Source organism: Nostoc sp. CALU 1950 (assembly GCF_051172895.1).
GTDB lineage: Bacteria > Cyanobacteriota > Cyanobacteriia > Cyanobacteriales > Nostocaceae > Nostoc > Nostoc edaphicum_A.
In genome coordinates this window covers 91,928-113,711 of record NZ_JBDNJQ010000005.1, presented here as the reverse complement: position 1 = coordinate 113,711, position 21,784 = coordinate 91,928, and the positions used below count along the sequence as shown (strand labels likewise).

At 42.5% G+C, this 21,784-nt stretch carries 16 protein-coding genes and 1 tRNA gene; 8 read left to right on the top strand and 9 right to left on the bottom strand.

Annotation, left to right across the window (positions count from 1 at the left end):
• Positions 1 to 2: 2 nt before the first annotated feature.
• From ABF638_RS03015 to ABF638_RS03005, 3 genes are all read left to right on the top strand, one after another.
• Entirely contained in the window at positions 3 to 269 is a 267-nt protein-coding gene (locus ABF638_RS03015; protein WP_435020138.1) for a FitA-like ribbon-helix-helix domain-containing protein, read from the top strand.
• A complete protein-coding gene (locus tag ABF638_RS03010) occupies positions 266 to 727 on the top strand; it encodes a type II toxin-antitoxin system VapC family toxin (protein WP_435020136.1) in 462 nt (153 codons plus the stop codon). Before ABF638_RS03015 ends, ABF638_RS03010 begins: the two co-directional genes overlap by 4 nt.
• 181 nt (positions 728 to 908) lie before the next feature.
• Positions 909 to 1,355 carry an acyl-CoA thioesterase gene (locus ABF638_RS03005; protein ID WP_435020134.1) on the top strand — a complete coding sequence of 149 codons (447 nt, stop codon included), beginning with the start codon at positions 909 to 911 and terminating at the stop codon, positions 1,353 to 1,355.
• On the opposite strand, the gene ABF638_RS03000 is transcribed toward ABF638_RS03005, so the two are convergent.
• From ABF638_RS03000 to menA, 3 genes are read right to left on the bottom strand one after another with little or no spacing between them, the layout of a single operon-like run.
• The gene (locus ABF638_RS03000; RefSeq protein ID WP_435020132.1) at positions 1,348 to 2,733 is read right to left on the bottom strand and encodes a 2-succinylbenzoate--CoA ligase; all 1,386 of its coding nucleotides are present in this window, start codon (positions 2,731 to 2,733) and stop codon (positions 1,348 to 1,350) included. The genes ABF638_RS03005 and ABF638_RS03000 overlap by 8 nt on opposite strands.
• Positions 2,718 to 3,719 carry an o-succinylbenzoate synthase gene (locus tag ABF638_RS02995; RefSeq protein ID WP_435020130.1) on the bottom strand — a complete coding sequence of 334 codons (1,002 nt, stop codon included), beginning with the start codon at positions 3,717 to 3,719 and terminating at the stop codon, positions 2,718 to 2,720. Before ABF638_RS02995 ends, ABF638_RS03000 begins: the two co-directional genes overlap by 16 nt.
• 13 nt (positions 3,720 to 3,732) lie before the next feature.
• Positions 3,733 to 4,629, bottom strand: coding sequence for a 2-carboxy-1,4-naphthoquinone phytyltransferase (gene menA, locus ABF638_RS02990; RefSeq protein ID WP_435020128.1), 897 nt, complete (start codon positions 4,627 to 4,629; stop codon positions 3,733 to 3,735).
• Between the two features lie 310 nt (positions 4,630 to 4,939).
• Here menA and ABF638_RS02985 point away from each other — a divergent pair, with 310 nt between their 5' ends.
• Entirely contained in the window at positions 4,940 to 6,355 is a 1,416-nt protein-coding gene (locus tag ABF638_RS02985; protein WP_435020126.1) for an isochorismate synthase, read from the top strand.
• Between the two features lie 43 nt (positions 6,356 to 6,398).
• Here ABF638_RS02985 and ABF638_RS02980 read toward each other — a convergent pair whose 3' ends face one another.
• Both ABF638_RS02980 and ABF638_RS02975 read right to left on the bottom strand, forming a co-directional pair.
• Positions 6,399 to 7,349: a malate dehydrogenase gene (locus ABF638_RS02980; RefSeq protein ID WP_435020124.1), complete on the bottom strand. Its 951-nt coding sequence runs from the start codon at positions 7,347 to 7,349 to the stop codon at positions 6,399 to 6,401.
• Between the two features lie 147 nt (positions 7,350 to 7,496).
• Positions 7,497 to 8,804 (bottom strand): glutamate-5-semialdehyde dehydrogenase, encoded by a 1,308-nt coding sequence (locus tag ABF638_RS02975; protein WP_435020122.1) that lies wholly within the window; start codon positions 8,802 to 8,804, stop codon positions 7,497 to 7,499.
• Positions 8,805 to 9,215: 411 nt separating this feature from the next.
• On the opposite strand from ABF638_RS02975, the gene ABF638_RS02970 reads away from it, so the two are divergent.
• Positions 9,216 to 11,201 carry a M48 family metalloprotease gene (locus tag ABF638_RS02970; protein ID WP_435020120.1) on the top strand — a complete coding sequence of 662 codons (1,986 nt, stop codon included), beginning with the start codon at positions 9,216 to 9,218 and terminating at the stop codon, positions 11,199 to 11,201.
• Between the two features lie 447 nt (positions 11,202 to 11,648).
• On the opposite strand, the gene ABF638_RS02965 is transcribed toward ABF638_RS02970, so the two are convergent.
• A complete protein-coding gene (locus tag ABF638_RS02965; RefSeq protein ID WP_435020118.1) occupies positions 11,649 to 13,949 on the bottom strand; it encodes an ATP-binding protein in 2,301 nt (766 codons plus the stop codon).
• 297 nt (positions 13,950 to 14,246) lie between these two features.
• Here ABF638_RS02965 and ABF638_RS02960 point away from each other — a divergent pair, with 297 nt between their 5' ends.
• Positions 14,247 to 15,716, top strand: a complete 1,470-nt coding sequence (locus tag ABF638_RS02960; protein ID WP_435020116.1) for an aldehyde dehydrogenase family protein — start codon at positions 14,247 to 14,249, stop codon at positions 15,714 to 15,716.
• Positions 15,717 to 15,854: 138 nt separating this feature from the next.
• A complete protein-coding gene (locus ABF638_RS02955; protein ID WP_435020114.1) occupies positions 15,855 to 17,045 on the top strand; it encodes a transporter substrate-binding domain-containing protein in 1,191 nt (396 codons plus the stop codon).
• Positions 17,046 to 17,242: 197 nt separating this feature from the next.
• Here ABF638_RS02955 and mazG read toward each other — a convergent pair whose 3' ends face one another.
• The gene (gene mazG, locus ABF638_RS02950; protein WP_435020112.1) at positions 17,243 to 18,067 is read right to left on the bottom strand and encodes a nucleoside triphosphate pyrophosphohydrolase; all 825 of its coding nucleotides are present in this window, start codon (positions 18,065 to 18,067) and stop codon (positions 17,243 to 17,245) included.
• A gap of 51 nt (positions 18,068 to 18,118) precedes the next feature.
• Positions 18,119 to 18,706 carry a metal-binding protein gene (locus ABF638_RS02945; RefSeq protein ID WP_435020110.1) on the bottom strand — a complete coding sequence of 196 codons (588 nt, stop codon included), beginning with the start codon at positions 18,704 to 18,706 and terminating at the stop codon, positions 18,119 to 18,121.
• 143 nt (positions 18,707 to 18,849) lie between these two features.
• Here ABF638_RS02945 and ABF638_RS02940 point away from each other — a divergent pair.
• Positions 18,850 to 18,922, top strand: a tRNA-Val gene (locus tag ABF638_RS02940).
• 21 nt (positions 18,923 to 18,943) lie between these two features.
• Here the strand turns inward: ABF638_RS02940 and ABF638_RS02935 are convergent.
• Positions 18,944 to 21,688, bottom strand: coding sequence for a GAF domain-containing sensor histidine kinase (locus ABF638_RS02935; RefSeq protein WP_435020108.1), 2,745 nt, complete (start codon positions 21,686 to 21,688; stop codon positions 18,944 to 18,946).
• Positions 21,689 to 21,784 lie beyond the last annotated feature (96 nt).

Here is a 21,784-nt window from a genome sequence, read left to right as displayed (position 1 = left end):
CGATGGCTACCCTTTATGTAAGAAATTTACCCGATGATTTGTATGCAAAACTGCAAGAGTTAGCGGCATCTGAACACCGTTCTATTAACGCCCAAGTTATAACTCTGTTAGAACAAGCTTTAAAAACTGAAGCACAGCAAATAGAAGACGAAAGACGAAAAAATGTCCCAAAACTCTTAGAAGAAATCCGCCTTCGTCGTGAGAGTCGCCAGACTGATGTGGAATGGCCTGATAGTACTGCGTTAATCCGAGAAGACCGAGACAGATGACTATCCCTCTCAAGTGTGTTGTAGACGCAAGTGTAGCTATTAAGCAATTTATACCAGACGATCCACTAACTCCGAAAGTGAATCAACTGTTTGCTCATCTTGCCAATCCTCAAACTGCGATCTTTGTCCCAGACCTGTTTTACATTGAGTGCGGCAACATCATTTGGAAGTATGTCCGCGCCAGACTTTATTCTGTTGCTGATGTGCCAGCAGATTTAGCAACTCTCAAAAGCTTCCCTTTGCGTGTCGTCTCCACAGCTGACTTGATGGCGGATGCAGTTGCGATCGCATTAAATTATGGAATCTCCGCCTATGATGGCTCTTATGTTGCACTTTCACAGCAGATAGGTGTTACTTTGCTGACTCTCGACGGTAAGCTGGTAAAGGCTTTAGCGGCTTCTTCTTACAATGTTTGCTCGTTTAATGACTTTGAGGTTCCGCCGTTGGAGTCAATGTAGAAGCGATCGCCTTTCCTCACCATATATTCAACCCCAAAGCATTGAATGAGGCTAAACAAATCGATACAAACTCAGAATTGGGGAAATTAAATTTTTATCACTGACTTATCTTAGTTGCAATAAAATTAGTTTGTAAAGCAGGGGATAAACCTGCTGTTTTTTTAATATTCAATTGTCAAAAATGCCTTTTACTTATAACCGCACGGTTCGCTTTCAAGATACTGATGCTGCTGGGGTAGTTTATTTTGCTAATGTTTTGGGTATTTGCCATGAAGCTTATGAAGAATCTTTAGAAGCATCAAGTATTAATCTCAAAGATTTTTTTACTAATCCGTCTGTGGGGTTTCCCATTGTTCATGCTAGTGTTGATTTTTTGCGCCCTATGTTTGTTGGGGACAAGTTGCTGATTAGTTTAATTCCGCAAAAAATAGGTGTTGATAAGTTTGAAATTGCTTACGAGATTACAGTGGCTGAAGTGTTAGTTGCTAAGGCTATTACTAGGCATGTTTGTATTGATGCAAGTAGTAGAAGTAAGCAGGAATTATCTGAAGAGATAGTCGAATGGTTGGAAACGAACCGCAGAGACGCTGAGGGCGCAGAGAGAAGAAAGTCGAGAGAAATTATGTGATGGGATTTTGGAGGAATTCTGTGGCTATTTGCTGTAACTGTTGGCGGTTAATTTTACCTTGGGAGTTGCGGGGTAAGTTTTGCTGGGGAATCCAATATTTAGGGATTTTAAATTTGCTGAGTTTGTTTTTAAGTAAGATTTGGATTTTTAAGGCAGAGGTATTTGGTTGTTTGGGAATGTAAATCGCTGTTAAGGCTTGTCCCCAATGTTTATCTGGGATGCCGATGACACAAATATCGGCAACCATTTGAGTTGATAAGATAACTGATTCAATCTCTGCTGGGTAGATATTTTCTCCACCTGTAATAATTTTGTCGCTGTTACGTCCGACTATATTTAAATGACCTTGAGCGTCTAAAAAGCCTAAATCATCTACTTGGAAATCAGTTTGATCTTCTCTGGTTATCGGATAGTAACCAAGAGCTAAAGATTGAGCATGAATGGTGATATTTCCGATTTGATTGGAATTTAAAATTTCGCCTTGCTGATTGCGAATAGTTACTTTCGCATGGGGAAGAATTTGACCACTGCTAATTTTACCACTCAGAAAATCATCCGGTTTGAGGGTAGCAATTTGAGAGGCGGTTTCTGTCATACCATAGGTAGGTGCTAACCGGATGTGGTGAAATCTGGCTTTTTCTAGTAGTTCGTTCCATGCTGGCGCACCTCCCAAAAGTACAGTATTAAATTGGGATAGCCATTCAGTTAATTCTGGATTTTGCAGAAGACGTTGTAACTGCGTTGGTACTAAAGATATGAAAAAGTCTGATTGTTTAATATTTAAGATTTGACTAGATTCTACAGCTTTAAATGGTTGAATAGCTAGTTTACCTGCGGTAGCGAATGAGCGCATAAATTGCATTAAACCGCTAACGTGATATAGCGGCAATACACAAAACGAATTGACTTGTTTGATTTGAAAATATTCTGTAAACCCTTGTACCGACGAAATGAGAGTTTCCCAGGTGTGGATGGCAAATTTAATTTGTCCTGATGAACCACCTGTGGCAATCATGATGCTATTGGGAATTAGGCATTGGATATTATTATTCCCATTCCCTATGCCCCATGCCCCATGCCCCATTCCCAAAATAATATCTGGTTGTACTAAATCAAAGACTTGTTGCCATTCTTGTGTTCCCCAGTCGGGATTACAAAGAAAAACTGGACAATTAGCTGCACAAGCAGCAATAAAACTTGCTAAAAATCGTAATGGTTCACGTTCAGCTAATATGATTTTTGGTGGTGTTCCACGAGCTGATAATTGTGTTAATTCTAAATATAATTCTTGAGCTATTTGATTAAATTCATGGCTGTTGTAACCGATAAGCCAATCATTCTGAGTTAGGTTATTAAGACAGTCTAAAGGTCGTTCCATAAAGTTTGAAACCACGTTTCTTCTTGTTCAAAAAAATGGTCGATGCCAAAACCAATTGCTCTGTTGTTTTGGGATAATTCGGCTGCTAGCTTGAGTGCTGCAAGTCTAGCGATCGCAGTTTCAAATACTGATGAGAATACAGTATCAATTTGATGCTGGTAGCAAAACTTTCTCAGACGAGATGGCGATCCGACTATCCCAGGCTTGATCACAAAAATCCCTCGCCAACCTTGTTGATGACAAGCAGCAAGTTGCCCAAGTGTGGCGACAGATTCATCTAAAGCGATCGCAGTTTCATAACTTGTACTCAATTCCAACATCTGCTGAAATTTCTCAACGGGTAGCGGTTGTTCGATAAATTCAATTTCTAGGGGTAGTTCTGCATTTGCCTTGAGATTGTCGCAAGTCCGCAGCCATAAGTTAGCTTCTTCATAGCTGAGTCCACCGTTAGCATCTAATCGCAGTTTGGTAGAGGCTGGTAAGGTGTGTATCAATAACTCAAAAATTTCTAGTTCATCAGCGATCGCATACACACCAATTTTCCACTTAAATGTGCGATATCCTTGCTGCCACAACGTTTCCCATTGATTTAAAGCCGCTTCCCCTGCTACTAGCAAGGCGCTGTACAAGAAGAGTGAGGATTTAGGAGTTATAAAATTATCTCCCCCACTCCCCACTCCCCACTCCCCACTCCCCCACCCTTGCGCTGACTCAAAGCCAAATTGACAAGCAGGTAACTCATCTGGGATGGAGAAAATTATCTCGTCTGTAATTTCTCGTGGGAGTTGGCGACAAAAATCTAAGGCTTGTTCTAAGGTTTCGGAACCAAACCAACTGATGGGGGCAATTTCTCCCCAGCCGACTTTACCTGATTCATCGGTGAGACGGAGGATAATACCTTCACGAATATCCCATTTACCATGATTGGTGGTAAGCGATCGCAAAAACTTTCGCTGATATGGACGAAATTTAAATTGATAACGCATCAATTAATAATTGCTAAAGCATAAATCCCAGTCCGAACAGCAAGCAAGCCCAAAAATGCACGGCTACGGCGATGAATTTACAGTTACTAACTTTGTCCGGCTGGTTGTGATTTTCTTGAACGTGGCGACATAATTTGACAGCGAAGGGTAGACTTACCCAACTCAGTAACGTCCAAACTGGAGAAATTCCCAATAGTACGAATAGCAAGGTGAGGGGATAAATACTACCAGTGAACCAAACTAGGAGTTGGGCACCTTTTGCTGTTCCTAGACGGACGATAGGCGATCGCTTCCCTGCGGCTATGTCATCTTTAACTTGGTGAAAGTGTGAGCAAAATAAAATTAAGGTTGTGGCAATCCCGACAATCACTGAGGCTGCTAAACTTGTCATTGACCAAGTTTGAGTCTGGCTGTAGTAAGCTGCTTCCACTGCTAAGGGGCCAAAGGCAAAAAAGCAAAGAATCTCGCCTAAACCCTGATATCCTAAGCGAAAGGGAGGCCCTTGGTACATATAGCCCAGACCGCAGCATAGTAGAATGATGCCAATAACGGTTAGGTCATGTTGCCAAAAGGCGATCGCTAGTATGCCCAGCAATCCCAAACCTAAACATAAATTTCCTATCCAAAATATTAATGGCTTATTGCCTGTTAAGTTCACCAGAGAATGGTGCTTATTTTGATCAATACCTGTTTCGGAATCAAACACATCATTAGTGATATTTTCCCAGGCAAGAATTAAGATTGCCGCAGCTACAAAAGTAGAAAATACTACACCATTGAAAATTTTAGTTTCGGCAAATGCTACTGCTGTTCCTACCCAAATGGGCATAATGGCAACGCTATACATTGGCGGTTTAATCGCTGCCATCCATAACTTAGTGTTGGGATATAAAATTTGCTTGGTAGTCATCAGTCGTGATTAATTAAATTGCCGGAATATTACTCACACTTTAGATTTTATGATTTAAAGAGACGCTAGATATGGGCGATATACAAATAACTGTCACTTTTATGATGGCTTGTTAACCTTGTGTTGTTAACACTCACTCTCACATTGCAGTCTTAGGCTGAAACTGTCTTATCATGGTCTAGGAACACCATGAACAAAGCAAATCCTACGCTGGTGAAATGGCAACTTAATATGTTACCTGTAAAAATACGACCACGATTAATTACACTTTAGGAAGTTAACTTAAAAAAAATTTACTATCGTTAGATCCATGACAGTTTCACCATGTCGTAGTAACTTGTTTGTAAAGCGCAAAGATTTATATCAATTTCTGTTATCAGTCCAAGAAAAGTGCCTCCAAAATAATGACAAGCAAATTGTCAGCATCTCCCAAGAGATCGATTTAGTTGATCCTTTACTTGTATTGGATCAACTTACACAAGCAAATGAAATAAATTTTTACTTTGAAGACAAAGCAAAAGGAGAAGCGATCGCAGCAATTGATTCTGTAGCAAAATTACAGATTGATGGTGCAGATCGTTTTACACAAGCTGAGTATTTTATCAAATCTTGTCTAAAAAATATAATTAATTTTGGTAACGCAAACCAACCTTTTTCTGGGCCTCACTTTTTTTGTTATTTCAGCTTTTTTGATAAAAACGCCCAAGTAGATTATCCATTTCCATCTGCTACCATTTTTCTTCCACGTTGGCAAGTAGCCGTAAAAAATCAGCGTTGCATATTAGTAACAAATATAATTATCAATCCAAATGTAAATATAGAAAGATTGTTGGAGAATGTGCAAAATAAAATTGAATTTATTCAATCTTTAGAATATTACTCTGCTAATATTGATTATTTCCCTAAAAACTTATATAAAAAATCTCTCACAAACTCTGCCCAATTTAAACGTTCAGTAGTATCTGTTTTGGAAAAAATTCGGTCTAGCCATTTAAGTAAGATTGTCCTAGCAGATATATTAGATGTAAAATCAAGCAACCACTTTGACCTAGTTAAATCATTAAATAATCTTAGACAAAATCATCCTAATTGTTATATTTTTTCTACAAGTAATGGCAAAGGACAAAATTTTATTGGTGCAAGTCCAGAAAGATTAATTAGTATTAATAATCAACAGTTAATTACGGATGCTTTAGCTGGTTCTGCACCACGAGGTAAAACCCCTGCTGAAGATGCAGCTAATGCCAATCGCTTACTAAATAGTGAAAAAGAAAAGCATGAACATTCACTAGTGCTTGATTTCATTACACAACGCCTATGCCAGCTAGGTTTATTACCGCAAATATTAGCACCCCGCTTGCGACAATTATCTAATATCCAGCATTTATGGACACCAATAAGTGCTACAGTTCCTGCTGACATACACCCATTAAAGATTGTCGGACAATTGCATCCTACACCAGCCGTTGCGGGTGCAGCACAAGATGTAGCTTGTGCCGAAATTCGTCGTTACGAAAGCTTTGAAAGGGGTTTGTATGCTGCGCCTTTGGGTTGGATAGATTCTCAGGGTAACTGTGAGTTTATTGTGGGAATTCGTTCAGCATTAATTGATGGCGATCGCGCGAGATTGTATGCTGGTGCTGGTATCGTGGCTGGCTCTGATCCTGACAAAGAGTTTGCAGAGGTGCAGTTGAAACTTCAAGCTTTACTGAAAGCATTAGTTTAACATTCAAAAAAGGACGTTTTTAAACAGACTATTTGAGTTGATTTTAATTATCCAAAGAATTGTAGGCTTCATTCAGTTTGGTGGCTGACTCTTCTAATAAGCGTTGTTCATGAGCATTTCTTGGTAACACCAGTTGGCGCTCAATACCTTGGGAGCTAATGATACATGGAAGTCCAAGAACAACTTCACTACCAACTCCATAGTTAGAACCTGCTCTCACCGATACTGGAAATATCTGCTTTTCATCTCGCAGGATGGCATCAACTAACTGACAAATTACTATTGATATGCCATAGCTAGTATTTCCTTTACGTTCAGAAATGTTATAACCTCGCTTACGGGTTAACTCTGCGTACTCTTGCTGAATTTCTTCCAGCGTTGCTCCTTGTGGTATGGGAAATTCAGCTAACAAAATTCCCCCAATAAATGCACTAGACCAAACGACAAATTCACTGTCTCCATGCTCTCCAATCACATAAACACGAACGTCTTGTTTACTAACGTTCAATCGCTTACCAAGTTGATATCTCAGTCTAGCAGTATCAAGAACGGTTCCTGAACCGAAAATTAGATTTTCTGCTCTAGTGGAACTGGCGATCGCAATCCGTGTTAGTACATCCACTGGATTGCTAACAATAAGTATGATTGAATTGGGTGCAACTCGATCCAATTCTTTTATTGTTGAACGCACGATCTCTGCATTATCGCTCAATATATCTAATCGGCTTTGTCCTTCTTTTTGCTGCACCCCAACAGTCACGACAATCACATCAGAATCCGCTAAATCTTCATACTGATTTGATGGTATAATCTCCATGTCTTGAAGTAGGGGAATGGTGTCTTCAATATCCCATGCTTGCCCCTCAGCTTTTGATAAAGTTCGGTCAAAAAGGACGACTGTTACACATTTACCGAGTAGCACTAAAGCATTTGCTACGTCTGCACCCACATTACCCGCACCAATAATACCGACCTTGGATATTTTGCTACTCATGCGAAATCTACTTTTTTGTAACTGGCCCGACTATAGGACTCCGATTTGATTTTTGAAAACATATTGAGACTGAAAAGCCCGTTTTATCGGGGTTTCACTTTAACTCTTGTTCAGAAATCAGACATGAGTCCTATATGTGAGAATACTTTACACTAAATCCTGATGAGTAAAAGCCTTAGCATTCTCCCCTGTGTAAGTAGCTACAATATGACCATCGCCAGTCATTTGATATTTATATGTCACTAATCCTTCTAAACCAACGGGACCGCGGGGTGGCATTTGTTGCGTACTAATTCCTACTTCTGCACCAAAACCATAGCGGAAACCATCAGCAAAACGGGTGGAACAATTGTGGAATATATTGGCTGAATTTACTAGTCCAAAGAAAGTTTCAACAGACGCCGAATCTTCAGAGATAATGGCGTCAGTATGACGAGAACCATATTCGTTAATATGTGCGATCGCATCTTCTATAGAGTCTACAATCTTTATCGACAAAATAAAATCGCTGTATTCTGTTTCCCAGTCGGTTTCTGTTGCATTTGCAATGTTAGGCAAAATTTCCAAGGTGCGTTGATCACCTCTTAATTCCACATGGCGTTCTTGCAAAGCCTCAGCAACTTTTGGTAAAAATTCTGTAGCAATTGATTGATGAACTAGCAAAGTTTCAATTGCATTACAAACAGCAGGATATTGTGCTTTCGCATCGACGGTAATCGTAACTGCTTTAGAAATATCAGCGGCTTTATCTATATAAAGATGACAAATCCCGTCAGCGTGACCTAGTACCGGAATGCGCGTATTTTCCTGCACAAACCGGACAAAAGAATTAGAACCTCTAGGAATAATTAAATCTACATATTTATCTAACTTCAAAAGTTCTAAAGTTTCTTCTCTAGTTGTCAGCAACTGCACCGCATCAGGGTTAACAGCAGTTTGAGATAATCCCTGTTTAATTGCCTTAACTATCGCTTCACAAGAACGCACCGCTTCCTTTCCACATTTGAGGATTACACCATTTCCCGATTTGATTGCTAACGAAACAATTTGAATAGCCGCTTCTGGACGGGCTTCAAAAATAATCCCCAAAACACCTAAAGGACAAGTGATGCGCTTCAGAATTAAACCAGTGTCAAGTTCGCGGTGAATCTGCACTTTACCAATTGGATCAGCTAGCTTACCAACATCTCGTACCCCAACGATCGCATCTCTTAATTTATGTTCATCCAACTGCAAGCGTTTATAAAGCGGTTGAGGAATCCCTTCGGCAGTAGCAGCTTTACAATCAGCAACATTTGCTTGTAAAATTTCATCTCTAGCTGATTCTAAAGCTTGAGCGATCGCAACAATTGCTTGATTTTTGGCCTCAGTGGAGAGAATCGCTAGCTTACTTGCAGCTTGGCGGGTTTGTCCTGCGATCGCAATTAGGGGAGAAGCAATGTCAAGAATAGTCATAGCACAAATCTTTACCTTTTCTTCATCTTATCAATCTCAGGTGATGTTCATCACTCGTCTTCCTCCAATCGGGTGAACCATCTGGGTAATCAATAATTACTCTGATCGGGTGAAGTAAGACTTGGTTAAAAACATTTATTCTGTGATTATTGAACACAGATAAGGAAGACGTACTAAATTTACATTTTCAGCAATATTCTAAGTATTATCACGGTTTGTATTTGAAAGTCTTAAATATGATTTATGCGTTCCCCAGGCTAGAAAGACATACTAATGTATGTTTCTCTAGTCTTTTACTTAAGTAGATATTTTATACTTTCATTATTTAAATTTTTACGAAATTGCAGTGACGATCGCTGGATCTATTGAGTATTGATAGATTAAATACCACTCCTTCACTAGGGAGATCCTATGTCATTGCAATCTGGATTAGACGCTTTAAAACAAAAACGTTATCAAGAAGCGGTTGAATTACTCGAACAATTTTGCCGTGATTGTGTTGAACGTGATTCCTCAGATTATCTTTCAGCACAGATGTGGCTGATGAAAGCCTATCAAGCCACAGGCGAAACCGAAAAAGCCAAGGCCCTGTGTCAAAAGTTAATGATGAGTGAAAACCCACAGGCTCGTAGTTGGGCAGAACAAGCTAGTCAATCCTTCCGCCAAACGCCAACTAACGCCAGCCAAAAAGCTGGTCGTGCCGCTACCACCGGGATGAAATTAGCGATGGGGGGCGTGGGTGGTAGTTTAGCGTTAGCTTCTGGTGTCACCATGACCTTGCTGTTTGGCATGGTGTTGGCTTTAGGTTTGAGCTTGGTATTTATTATAGGTAGCGACGATCCACTCCAAGGGCTAGCGATCGCTATTGGTATTACCCTAGTTTTTAATATCGCTGCCTTTTTCATATCTCCATTCATCATGGACTTAACCCAAGGCTGGCTTTACCAAACTCGCTGGGTAGAGTTAGCAGAAGTTGAAACCCTCAGTCCAGAGACAGCTAAAGTTATTCAGCAAATCTGTGAGCAGAAAAAGCTGAAAATGCCCCGTTTGGGAATCATTAACGACCAAAACCCCACGGCTTTTACTTATGGTTCATTGCCGAACAGCGCCCGTTTAGTCGTCAGTCAAGGACTTTTCACATACCTGGATGACGATGAAATTGCTACTGTTTACGCCCACGAACTAGGGCACATAGTCCACTGGGACTTTGCAGTGATGACAGTAGCTTCTACCTTAGTGCAAATTTGCTATCTAATTTACATTACAGCCAGAAGATTGGGACGTGGTGGCGATAGCAAAATTAAAGATGCGATACAAACTGCTGGTCTAGTTGCCTACGTGTTTTATGTCATCGGTACATATTTAGTGCTGTACCTCTCCCGCACACGGGAATACTTTGCCGACCACTTTGCAGCCGAAAGTACAGGTAATCCCAATGGATTATCCCGCGCTTTGGTGAAGATTGCCTACGGAATTTTGGAAGAAGGTTCACGGACACAAGAACCGAGTCGTTTGATTGAAGGAACTCGCGCTTTGGGTATCTATGATCATAAAGCCGCCGCTTCCACAGGAACCGCCTACCGCATTGCATCTGATAGCCAAAAAATTGGTCGCGTCTTTCTGTGGGATATGTTTAACCCTTGGGGCTGGTGGATGGAGTTAAATTCAACTCACCCATTGACAGGTAAACGAGTTCGTGCATTAAGTAACTATGCCGAACAATTGGGTTTACCGACTGAGTTTGATATGGGGCGAGTTATTGGAGAAGGAAAAACTCTGAATAAAAGTAGGCTTTACGGCAACTTCTTTTTAGATGTTGTACTGTATGGTGCTGAAACAATTGGTTTCTTCGTTGGCTTGGTAATGGGTATAATTTTGTGGTCAAGTTCTCCAAACACAGGTTTGGTAATTGGTGCGCCACTAATTGGCTTAGGGATAGGAATTCTCGTCAAAGCCTTAGTGATGTTTCCTGACTACAAGCAAGCACCAGAAACCGACATTCTCACCTTAATGTCAGACCCCTACGCCAGTCCGTTGCGTGGACAACCTGCAAAACTTGAAGGTCAACTCATTGGTCGTGGCGACGCTGGTTATAAATTTGGTTCCGATTTAAAAATTCAGGATCGTAGCGGAATGCTTTATCTGCATTACGCCTCACGCTTTGGCCCCATTGGTAACTTTCTGTTTGGGATGAAGCGAGTCCAAAGCTTGATTGGTGAACAAGTTGGAGCGGTAGGTTGGTTCCGTCGGGGTGTTGCACCTTGGATGGATCTGATTCAACTCCAGAGTGAAAATGGCACTATTGTCAACAGTTACCATCGCTTCTGGTCATTCATCCTTGGCGGTGGATCGATTATCCTGGGAGTGGTCTTGACTATGTTTTTGAGCAGCAGATAGCTGAGTTTCTAGGCTGCTGTCAAAGCATTTCTCAGTCCATCCAAGCTTTAATTTCTAAGGAGGTAGTTCATAACTGCCTCCGTTTTTTATGTTAATACGAGTTTGTAGTAAGGACTTTAGTCAATACTGCTCGGTTAAGCATTTTTAACTCGGCATTGGGTTTGGGGTAAAGGTTAAAGGGTAAAGGTTAAAGGTTTTTTCTTTCCCCTTTCCCCCGCCCCTTATCCCCAGAGGGGGCCCCACCTTCCCCTTTTCCCCTTAACCGACAAGTATTGGGACTTTAGTCCTTGATTTTCACGCCCACGCAATCAGTAATTGCGTTCATCCTCAAACAAATTAAGTTAAGACAAAAATCTCTGCCTGGTTTAACGACTACGGCACAGCCAAAATAAACCACCCATTTGAAATGTCTGAAACCCTTGCAAAAACCTAATTACGAATTACGAACTAGTAACGCTGTGCATTATGTTTGCTGCCTTTAACAAGGTTTGCTACCACTGTCACCAACTCTTCTGGCTCGATTGGCTTGGATACATGAACTTGGAATCCAGCTTGCAGAGCGAGTCTGCGTTCTTCATCTCTAGCAAATGCCGTTAGTGCTACAGCTGGAATCTTCTCCCCTTGCTCTCCTTCCTGCGCCCGTACTTTGCGAATTAGAGAATAACCATCCTCATCTGGCATTCCGATATCACTGACTAGAACATGTGGTCTTAATCGTCGTAACGCTTCCAGGGCTTCACCTACTGAGCTAACCGCCCTCACCTGCGCTCCAGACTGTTCAAGAACGAAGGCAATTAACTCACGCGTATCGGCATTGTCATCTACAACAAGTACTTGCAAACCATCGAGCATTAAGAGGTTATCGACTTTTACTTCACTTTCTTTAATTAGCTGTTCTGGTTGCGGTTCTAATAAAGGTAACAGCACTGTAAATGTTGCTCCCTTTCCTTCCCCCTCGCTAACCGCATAGACTATGCCTGAGTGCATTTCTACTAAGTGGTGCACAATTGCTAACCCCAGCCCCAAACCACCATCTGCTCTAGTCGTTGTGCTATCAGCTTGACGGAAGCGCTCAAAGATATAAGGTAGAAAGTCAGCACTAATTCCCTTACCTGTGTCAGAGACAGTTATCTGGGCATTTGAGTTTACCTGTTCCAGATGTACTTCAACTCGTCCCCCGCTAGGTGTGAACTTGACGGCATTAGAGAGCAAATTCCAGAAAACTTGTTGGAGGCGTTCTGCATCACCCATAACCTGACCAACTGAGGAGTCAAGATTAGACTCAACTTGAATATCCTTAATTTCAGATGTGGGATGTACAGCTTCAATTGCCGCCTGAATTACAGGTACAAGGTCAACTTTACAGATATTTAGGCGGATTTGTCCTTGGACAATGCGTGAGATATCCAGGATATCTTCAATCAGTTTTCTTTGAAGTTTGGCATTCCGTTCGATTGTCGCCAGTGCCTTAAAGGTAATTGCCTCGTCCAATTTTCGATTACGTATTATTTGAACCCAACCCAACATAGAATTGAGAGGTGTACGAAGTTCGTGGGAAACGATCGCTAAAAACTCTTCTTTGATGCGGTTAGCTTCCTGGGCTTGTCGATAAAGCTGTGCATTGTCAATGGCGAACGCTGCCCGTTGAGCAAGTTCTTCAGCCATTTCTAGGTCTACGATAGTGTAATGGCGTCCTGGTTGTGCAGATGCAAATAGAATTGTCCCCAACTTATGTTCACGCACCAACAGTGGGACAACTATATGAGACTTAACTTGGAGTTGGCACAGCAGACTGAGGTGTTCCTGGTTCGACGCCTTTCTCTCTAATGAAGACTCAAGAATATTTGTAACTAATTCTGGCTTACCAGTCCGTAAAACCTTTGGTGGGCCATAATCAGCATCAACAGGAATTGGATAGCGTTGTTGGAGTTCTCGTACTAGTGATACTTTCGTCGGTTCAGATGCAGCGATGACTGGGTTACTGAAAACTGCCAAATTATTTTCAACAACATCCACAATACACCAATCGGCGAGGGTAGGCACTGCCAATTGCGCGACGCTGGTGAGGGTAGTACGGTAATCCAAGGAAGATACCAATATACGACTTGCTTCAGCCAAAAAATTAGAGCGCCTCTCTGCTGCTTGGGCTGCAATTCGGGCGGCTTGCTCATTGGCAAATAACTGCTCGCGTTGTGACTCTAAACGCCTACGCTGGCTAATGTCGCGCATTAGCCAGCGTAGAGCAACTGGCTTACCTTTTTCGTTACGGACGGTAACTACTGTCAAAGCAACATCAAAACAGATTTTTTCCCGTGGTTGTAAACACACTTCCCATTCTCCACCCCGGTCTAGGTGCTGCAACTGAGTTAGGTAATTAAAAAAAGGTTGATGATCTGACTGGGCGATGAAACTAAGCAGCGGTTTGCCAACCAAAAATCGCTGTAAAACATTCAGGTGTATGGTAGCAGCACGATTAGCTTCGAGGATAGTGCCGAATGTATCAGTTACCAAGTAACCATCAGGCGCAAAATCAAATAATTCTTGGTAGCGCTGACGCTCCTTCTCTACTACGATTCGTGTTGCTTGTAGTTCCTCGGAGGCGATTTTTAGTTCTTCCAAGGAGATTTGAAGTTCTTCAAAAGCTTCTGCCGTTAGCTCTTGTTGCGAGTATCCCTCACTTGCACTACTTTGCAGTAATCCTGTCACCCGTGAGCGCAATTTCTCTATTTGTTGACTAAAATCATCCATATTGCTCACTTTGCTAAGATATAACAAGCGCACGTGAGAGAGAAAATTAAGCAGCTATAAGCCCAACTTTACGCTAAAAGCTGATCTCAAAACTTATTGCTCAAACATAGAAGTTTGTCTTGCCAACGCGACTTCTACAAAGTGAATTTAGACACAATATAGCTATCTCAACCTCTAACTCTTATCCTAAAATAAAGAATTGATAAAGAAATCCATCTAGGGTGCTGTACAGCAACAAACATAATAAGTAGATTTAAGCAATTTAAGCAATTTTTTTTATAGCTTAAGGAGGGCCTGATGGTTATAGCAACAGTACCAGGACAACAGGTCAAAATTGGCCCAACCAAGTTGCTGATTAACAATGAGTGGGTAAATAGTGTCAGCGATCGCCGATTTGAAACAATCAACCCGACTACAGGTGAGGTAATCTGCGAAGTCTCAGAAGCAGACGCCCCAGATGTAGATAACGCAGTACAAGCGGCCCGCAACGCCTTCAATAGTGGGGAATGGAGAAAGATATCTGCGACCCGTCGCGGCGAGTTGCTTTACAAATTAGCTGACTTAATTGAGCAAAATATCGATGAGTTGGCGCAGCTAGAAACTCTCGACAACGGCAAACCATTACAAGATTCATTAGGTGATTTGGGTCTAGTCATCGCCTGCTATCGTTACTATGCAGGTTGGGCAGACAAAGTACAAGGTAAAACTATCCCAATTAACGGGCCATACTTCTGCTACACTCGCCATGAACCTGTGGGTGTAGTTGGTCAAATTATCCCGTGGAATTTTCCCCTATTGATGCAGGCGTGGAAATTAGCACCGGCTTTGGCAACTGGTAACACTGTAGTTCTTAAAACAGCAGAACAAACACCATTATCAGCGTTGCGGGTAGGTGAGTTGATTATTGAAGCTGGTTTTCCGCCTGGCGTGGTGAATATATTATCAGGATATGGCCCAACCGCCGGGGCTGCGATCGCTCGTCATAGAGATATTGACAAAGTGGCATTTACTGGTTCCACTGAAGTCGGTCATCTAATTATGGAAGCGGCAGCCAAAAGTAATCTGAAGCGCGTCACATTAGAACTTGGTGGTAAGAGTCCTAACATTGTCTTTGCCGATGCTGACATGGATGCAGCGATCGCAGGTTCCCACGATGCCATATTCTTTAACCAAGGGCAGTGCTGTTGTGCTGGTTCGCGGCTGTTTGTCGAAGAAAAATGTTATGACGAGTTCGTTGCTAGAACTGTAGAAAGAGCAAGAGTGCGGGTTGTCGGTAATCCTTTCGATGCGAACACAGAACAAGGGCCGCAAGTAGACAAAGACCAATTTGATCGAGTGATGAGCTATATCGAATCTGGAATGCGCGAAGGTGCACAGATGCTATGTGGCGGCAATCGAGTCGGCAACAAAGGTTATTTTATCGCCCCCACAGTCTTTGCAGATGTCCGCGATGACATGAAGATTGCTCAAGAGGAAATCTTTGGCCCAGTGATGAGCATCATCAAATTCAAAGATATCGACGAAGTAATTCAACGGGCGAATGCCACCATATACGGACTAGCCGCCGCTGTTTGGACTCAGGATATCACCAAAGCTCATGCGATCGCGAATAATCTCCGAGCAGGTACGGTGTGGGTAAACTGCTACGACGTATTTGATGCTGCTGCACCCTTTGGTGGATTTAAGCAGTCTGGTATTGGTCGAGAACTTGGCGAATATGGCTTGCAGCAATATACCGAAGTTAAGACCGTTACCATCAAATTGTAGTTCGGCTTGAATCTAGCTTTAACCATGTTCATCCCCCTAAATCTGAAAAAAATCGGTTTTAGGGGGATGATAATTGTGATATTTGATATGGGGTGGGCATGATAAATAGATTATGCATACAACCCCAAAAAAATTCTGATGATAAATGCGATCGCTACTAGATTTCGCCAACTTATAGCTGGGAGAAAAAGCCCAATTGGCAGATATGACCGGAAAAACAAAACCAGGCGTTCCTTAGCACTGTATACCTGCATAGGATTAATAAGTGGAATTCTGGCATTGTTGTTCATGACATCCCCAGGACTAGCCCAAAAACCACAACTCCAACAACCGTTATTAGTCGCTACACGAGTTATACCGCCCTTTGTGCTAGCAAACAAAGGTGAGCTATCAGGATTCAGTATCGACCTCTGGCGCAATATCGCTAACCAAATAGGTGTAGAGTCTAAATTTATTGAATATTCCTCTGTACCAGAACTGCTTTCTGCTATTAAGGACAACAAAGCTAATTTAGGGATTTCAGCTATTTCGATTACAGCCGAACGCCAGGAGAATTTTGATTTCTCATTACCCATTTTTGCTGGGGGGCTGCAAATTATGGTAAGAAACTCAGAAACCAACGACAATGCCTTCCCAAATATTTTGCAATTGTTTTTCTCAGCTAGCCTGTTGCAGGTAATAGGCGTTGCCCTAGTGCTAATTGTTGTAGCAGCCCACATTATTTGGTTATCTGAGCGCAATCATAAAGATGGGATGATTCCCAAATCATACTTTCCTGGCATTTTCAAAGCCTGTTGGTGGTCAGCTGCCACATTAGCCACCCAAGCTGATGAAATGCCCAAAGGAGTACTGGGACGCTTAGTAGGTATTATCTGGATGTTCATTGGAGTACTTTTTGCCGCCTACTTTACAGCCAGCGCTACTACCTCATTGACAGTACAACAGCTTCAGGGCGATATCAGGAGTATAGACGATTTACCTGGTAAGGTAGTGGCCACAACTGCGGGCAGCACAGCGGCCACATATATGCGAGAACATAAGATTTCAGTTTTAGAAGTTAACAAGATTGAGCAAGCTTACAATGCTCTGCAAACCAAAAAAGCTGATGCCGTGGTGTTTGATGCGCCTGTACTTCTTTTCTATGCTGCTAATGAAGGCAAAGGAAAAGTACAGATTGTTGGCAGTATCTTACGTGAAGAAAGCTATGGAATCATTCTGCCTAACAACAGTCCCTACCGCAAACCAATTAATCAGGCTCTACTGAATCTTAAAGAAAATGGCACTTATCAATCGCTATATGATAAGTGGTTCGATGCTGAAAAAGCTTGAAGTAGGGAATGGGGAATGGGGAATGGGGAATGGGGAATGGGGAATGGGGCATTGGTTATTAATTCTTCTCTTCCCACACCCCCCAGACCCCCCAGACTCCTCTTCCCCATCTGGCTATATGCGTGAGAAATCCGGGCTTACCCCCTGCCCCTTTTCAATGCCCAATGCCCAATGCCCCATTCCCTACTCCCCACTCCCTACTCCCCACTCCCTTCTTGAGCAAGTTGAGCTTTTGCTTGTTGCCAGAGAGTTTCTAACTCATTCAAACTGTAATCAGAAAGGGGACGGTCAACAACCGCCTCCATTTTTTCTAATCGCTGGACAAATCGCTGATTTGTACCTTGCAAACCAGTGCTGGGGTCAAGATCATGCCAACGGGCTAGCTGAATAACTGCAAAAAGTAAATCACCTAACTCTGCTTGTTGTCGTTCAGGTGTTTCCTCAGCTAAAGCCTGTTGAAACTCCCCTAACTCCTCATGAAACTTATCCCAAACGCCTTGAATATTTTCCCATTCAAACCCGATCGCCGCAGCCTTTTGAGAAATCTTCATCGCCGCCGTCAGTGGGGGAAGAGTACGTCCATAACGAGCGAGTTTAGCACTAAATTTTTGCGTGTCTGGAGATGCTTCACCCTTTTCCGCAGCTTTAATTTGTTCCCAATTTTGCCGCACCTCATCCACACTCGCCACCGACACATCACCAAACACATGGGGATGACGGCGAATCAACTTTTGGGAAATCCCCTGAGTTATTTCTTTCAAAGAAAATTGCCCAGATTCGCTAGCTATTTGGGCCTGCAATACCACCTGTAATAATAAATCGCCTAACTCCTCTGCGATCGCACCCTTATCCCCACTCTTAATCGCATCCACCACCTCATAAGCTTCCTCAATCACATAAGGTGTAAGCGTTTCGGAAGTTTGAGCCAAATCCCAAGGACAACCACCATCAGGCGATCGCAACTTCGCCACCACCTCAATCAATTCCTGCAACGCCACCAAAGTCTCATTTTTTTCTTCCATACCTCTGCGTACCTCTGCGCTTCCCTTCGCGTTCCTTTGCGTTTAAAAAAATTATTTCTTTACTCTCGGTCGACGACTACCACTCCTCACTTTCCGCCTCTTAATTTTGCCACTAGGAAACACCCCCCGAACCCCCTGCTTTTTAAACCGCTTATAAGCTGAACCACCCCAATCGCTGAGAGAATGACTCATCGCACCGAGTTCCAAACCCAAAAAGAGGGCAATATATTCAGTATCGTAATCCACGAGCGATCGCCCCACAGTTCTACCCAAATCCTGCCAAGTAAAACTCAGATTCCACAACCTTTCAGCAATTACCAAAACGAAAATTGCCACAATAGCAAGCAAACACCCCAGATAAATTATCCGCAAAATCGTGCCAATAATCGGCCCGTGGGATAAAAAAGAACGATGACGCAGACTTCTTTGATAAGGTAGCCAAATCCAGCGCAAGAAACCCCAGCGTTGAAATTGCACAGAGTAGATATCCAAATCGGGGCCAAACATCAGCCCGCCAAATAAAAACCCGCCTGCAACCAACAAAGTCGCATTGCTACTGTGAGTCTGCCAGAAAGTAACGCCCGCCACGAACGGCAGAGCATACATAGTAATGCGATCGTGCGTCCGACCAGAGGGCATACTAATTCCTGTTAGCGATAGCGGGGCGTTGAGCCAGTGCTGATTAACTGAATACTGAGTCAGTATAAGAGAAAAAAAGATTTTCTGAAAAAGACTAGCGCAATGTGAAATGTTTTGCTATATTAATTAAGGATTAGTCAAAAGGGCGGTTAGCTCAGTTGGTAGAGCGCCTGCCTTACAAGCAGGATGTCATCAGTTCGAGTCTGGTACTGCCCATTAAGTAACATCCATCTACCTTCAGCCATGTATTTTGGCTGGGGGTTTGATAGGAATTTCAATCCAGAACTCTGTACCCTTCCCAGGTTCTGAAATGCACTCCATTATTCCCCCATGTTTTTCGACAATAATCTGATAGCTGATTGCTAGTCCTAAGCCTGTGCCCTTGCCCACAGGCTTAGTAGTGTAAAACGGATCAAAAACTCGCTTTTTCACCTCTTCAGTCATTCCCGGCCCATTGTCGCTAATACGAATTAACAGACGAGAGTTATCTGCTGAGACTTTAGTAGAAATCCGGATAGTGGGCATTCGGCATAGGTTCTTCTCTTTGTCGTCAGTCCCGATTGCCCATTCCCCAGTCCCCATTACCAGGGCATCTATGGCATTGCTGAAAATATTCATAAATACCTGATTCATTTGGCCCGCATAGCATTCCACGCGTGGGATGTTGCCATACTCTTTGATTACCTCAATGCGTGGAGATTCAGCATTTCCTTTCAACCGATGTTGCAAAATTAATAAGGTATTGTTAATCCCTTCATGCAGGTCAGCCCGCTTATTTTCAGCCTCATCCAACCGAGAAAAATTGCGTAACGACAGCACTATTGAGCGGATGCGCTCGGTTCCCACTTGCATTGAGGTCATAATTTTTGGGAGGTCTTCTACCAAAAATTCAAAATCGATCGCTTCGATCGCAGCTTGGATTTCACTATGGGGATGGGGATAGTGTAGCTGGTAGAGACGTAAAATTTCTAGCAGTTGTTCGGTGTAGTCACTGGCGTGGCACAGGTTCCCGTAGATAAAGTTAACAGGATTGTTGATTTCGTGAGCGATACCTGCTACCAACTGTCCTAAGCCAGACATTTTTTCGGTGTGAATTAATCTTGTCTGTGTTTCTTGGAGTTCATGTAGGGTATGCTCTAACTGGGCAGCTTGATTTCTGGCTTCAATTTCGGCATCAGAGGTTTGTTCGTAGAGTTGTGCTTGTTGAATGGCGATCGCAGCCTGATCTCCTAGCTGTTGTAATAAATCAATTTCTGCATCCTGCCAATTTCTGGGAGCCTCACATTCATGGGCAATTAGTAAGCCCCATAGTTCTATACCTATATTTATCGGAACTATTAAGTTTGCTTGCACTTGTAAACTCTGCAAAAACTCTCGATGACAATCACTTAAAGAAGCTGTTGAAACGTTGTTAATTGCCCGTACCCTGCCCTGGCAGTATAGACGCGTATACTCATCAGGAAAGCATTCCGGTGGTGCATTCACTCCCAAGACTGACTGCCAATTGCCATTAATCTCTTCCACAATCACCGATTTACTCTTCAGTTGTAAAATCAGCACCCGATCTGAATTTAGCAGGGGACGGACTTCCCGAACGATAGTTTGCAGAGTTGTCTGCAAATCTAATGTGCGGCGAATCTGTTCGGTGACTTGCTTGAGTAGTTTAGTAAGCAGTAATGATTTTTCGAGTTCAGCAGTTTGCTCTTGCACACGCACTTCTAGATTGGCATTCAGGGCTTGTACGTGTTTGTACATTTGCTGCTGCTGAATTGCCATTGAGAAATGATCGTATAAGGCTTGCGCCAATAACATATCTTCCGGCTTCCACTCAGGTGCTTGCCCCTTTTTTTGCTCTCGCCAAACCTCAAATGAAAGTTTGGGTAGCAGTTGTCGGCGATTTTGTTCACATTGTCCGGCCCACAAGATTTCCGTTTCAAATTCAGAGCGAAAAATACTTAATACACCAATAAATTTTTCGCGGTAATGTAAGGGAATCACCATAAGTCCGCGAATTTCAGTAGAACGGAATGCTAAAGCCAAAACTCGCAAACGTGGTTCTTTATAGAGGTCAGGTGTTGTCCAAATATTACCTTGTTGAAACTCAGCCATCCAGTTTTGCCATAAGGGATGCTGTTCGATAATAGTGTTATCTAACTCGTAGGGAAGTGTCGGTTGATCGCCCCAGGTGTATAGTTCCCGACTCTCTTCAATGTAAAGCCTACCACCTACCCCATTGAAGGCAGTAATAACTTCTTCTAACGCTCCTTGTAATTGGATTGTCGGTAGTTTATGTAATAGTGTGGTAACTCGGTTAATAGTGGCTTCTCGCTCTTGCTTGGCGTGGGCTTCAGTGAGTAGATTACTTTGAGCGATCGCGATCGCTACCTGGTCAGCAACTTGTTGCAATACTTTCAGTTCCCGCTTTAAAATCTTTCGCGGTTCACTGTGGTGAGATACTAATAATCCCCACAATTTAGGCTTTGCCGATTGTTCTTGTAGATCGGAATGTAAAATGGGCACTACCAACGATGACTGCACGCCCATTGCCTGTAAGTATTGAATATGGCATGGGTCTACTTGCCGATAGTAGATATTAGTTTGTAGACGTTTGCCAGTTTCTTTTGACTGTAGAGGCGATAACCCTGTCTTACCATTAGCCACATCGACAATCACACGTTGCTGCGCTAACAGAAACATCTCTCTAGCTGCTTGTGGAATATCATGAACTGGGAAGCGTAACCCCAATAAAGATGGTAGATGCTGTTCATAGATAGATTCAGCAATGACTTCACCACTACCATCAGCATCAAAGCGATACACCTTTACCCGATCTGCACCCAAAAACAAACGCACTTCGCTAACAGTAGTTGTTAATATCTCTTGGAGATTGAGCGATCGCCTGATCTGTTTTGTCATCCGGTGCAGTAAACTTTGTTGGTATAAGCTTTGCTGCGACTCGTTTGGTTTATCGGTAAATGTCATTGTCTATATACACTATGACTGAAGTATATTTTTTTATAATTGTCTCTGATAAGAATTTTCAACTTACAATACTTTGATTTTCATCCCATTTCGCGA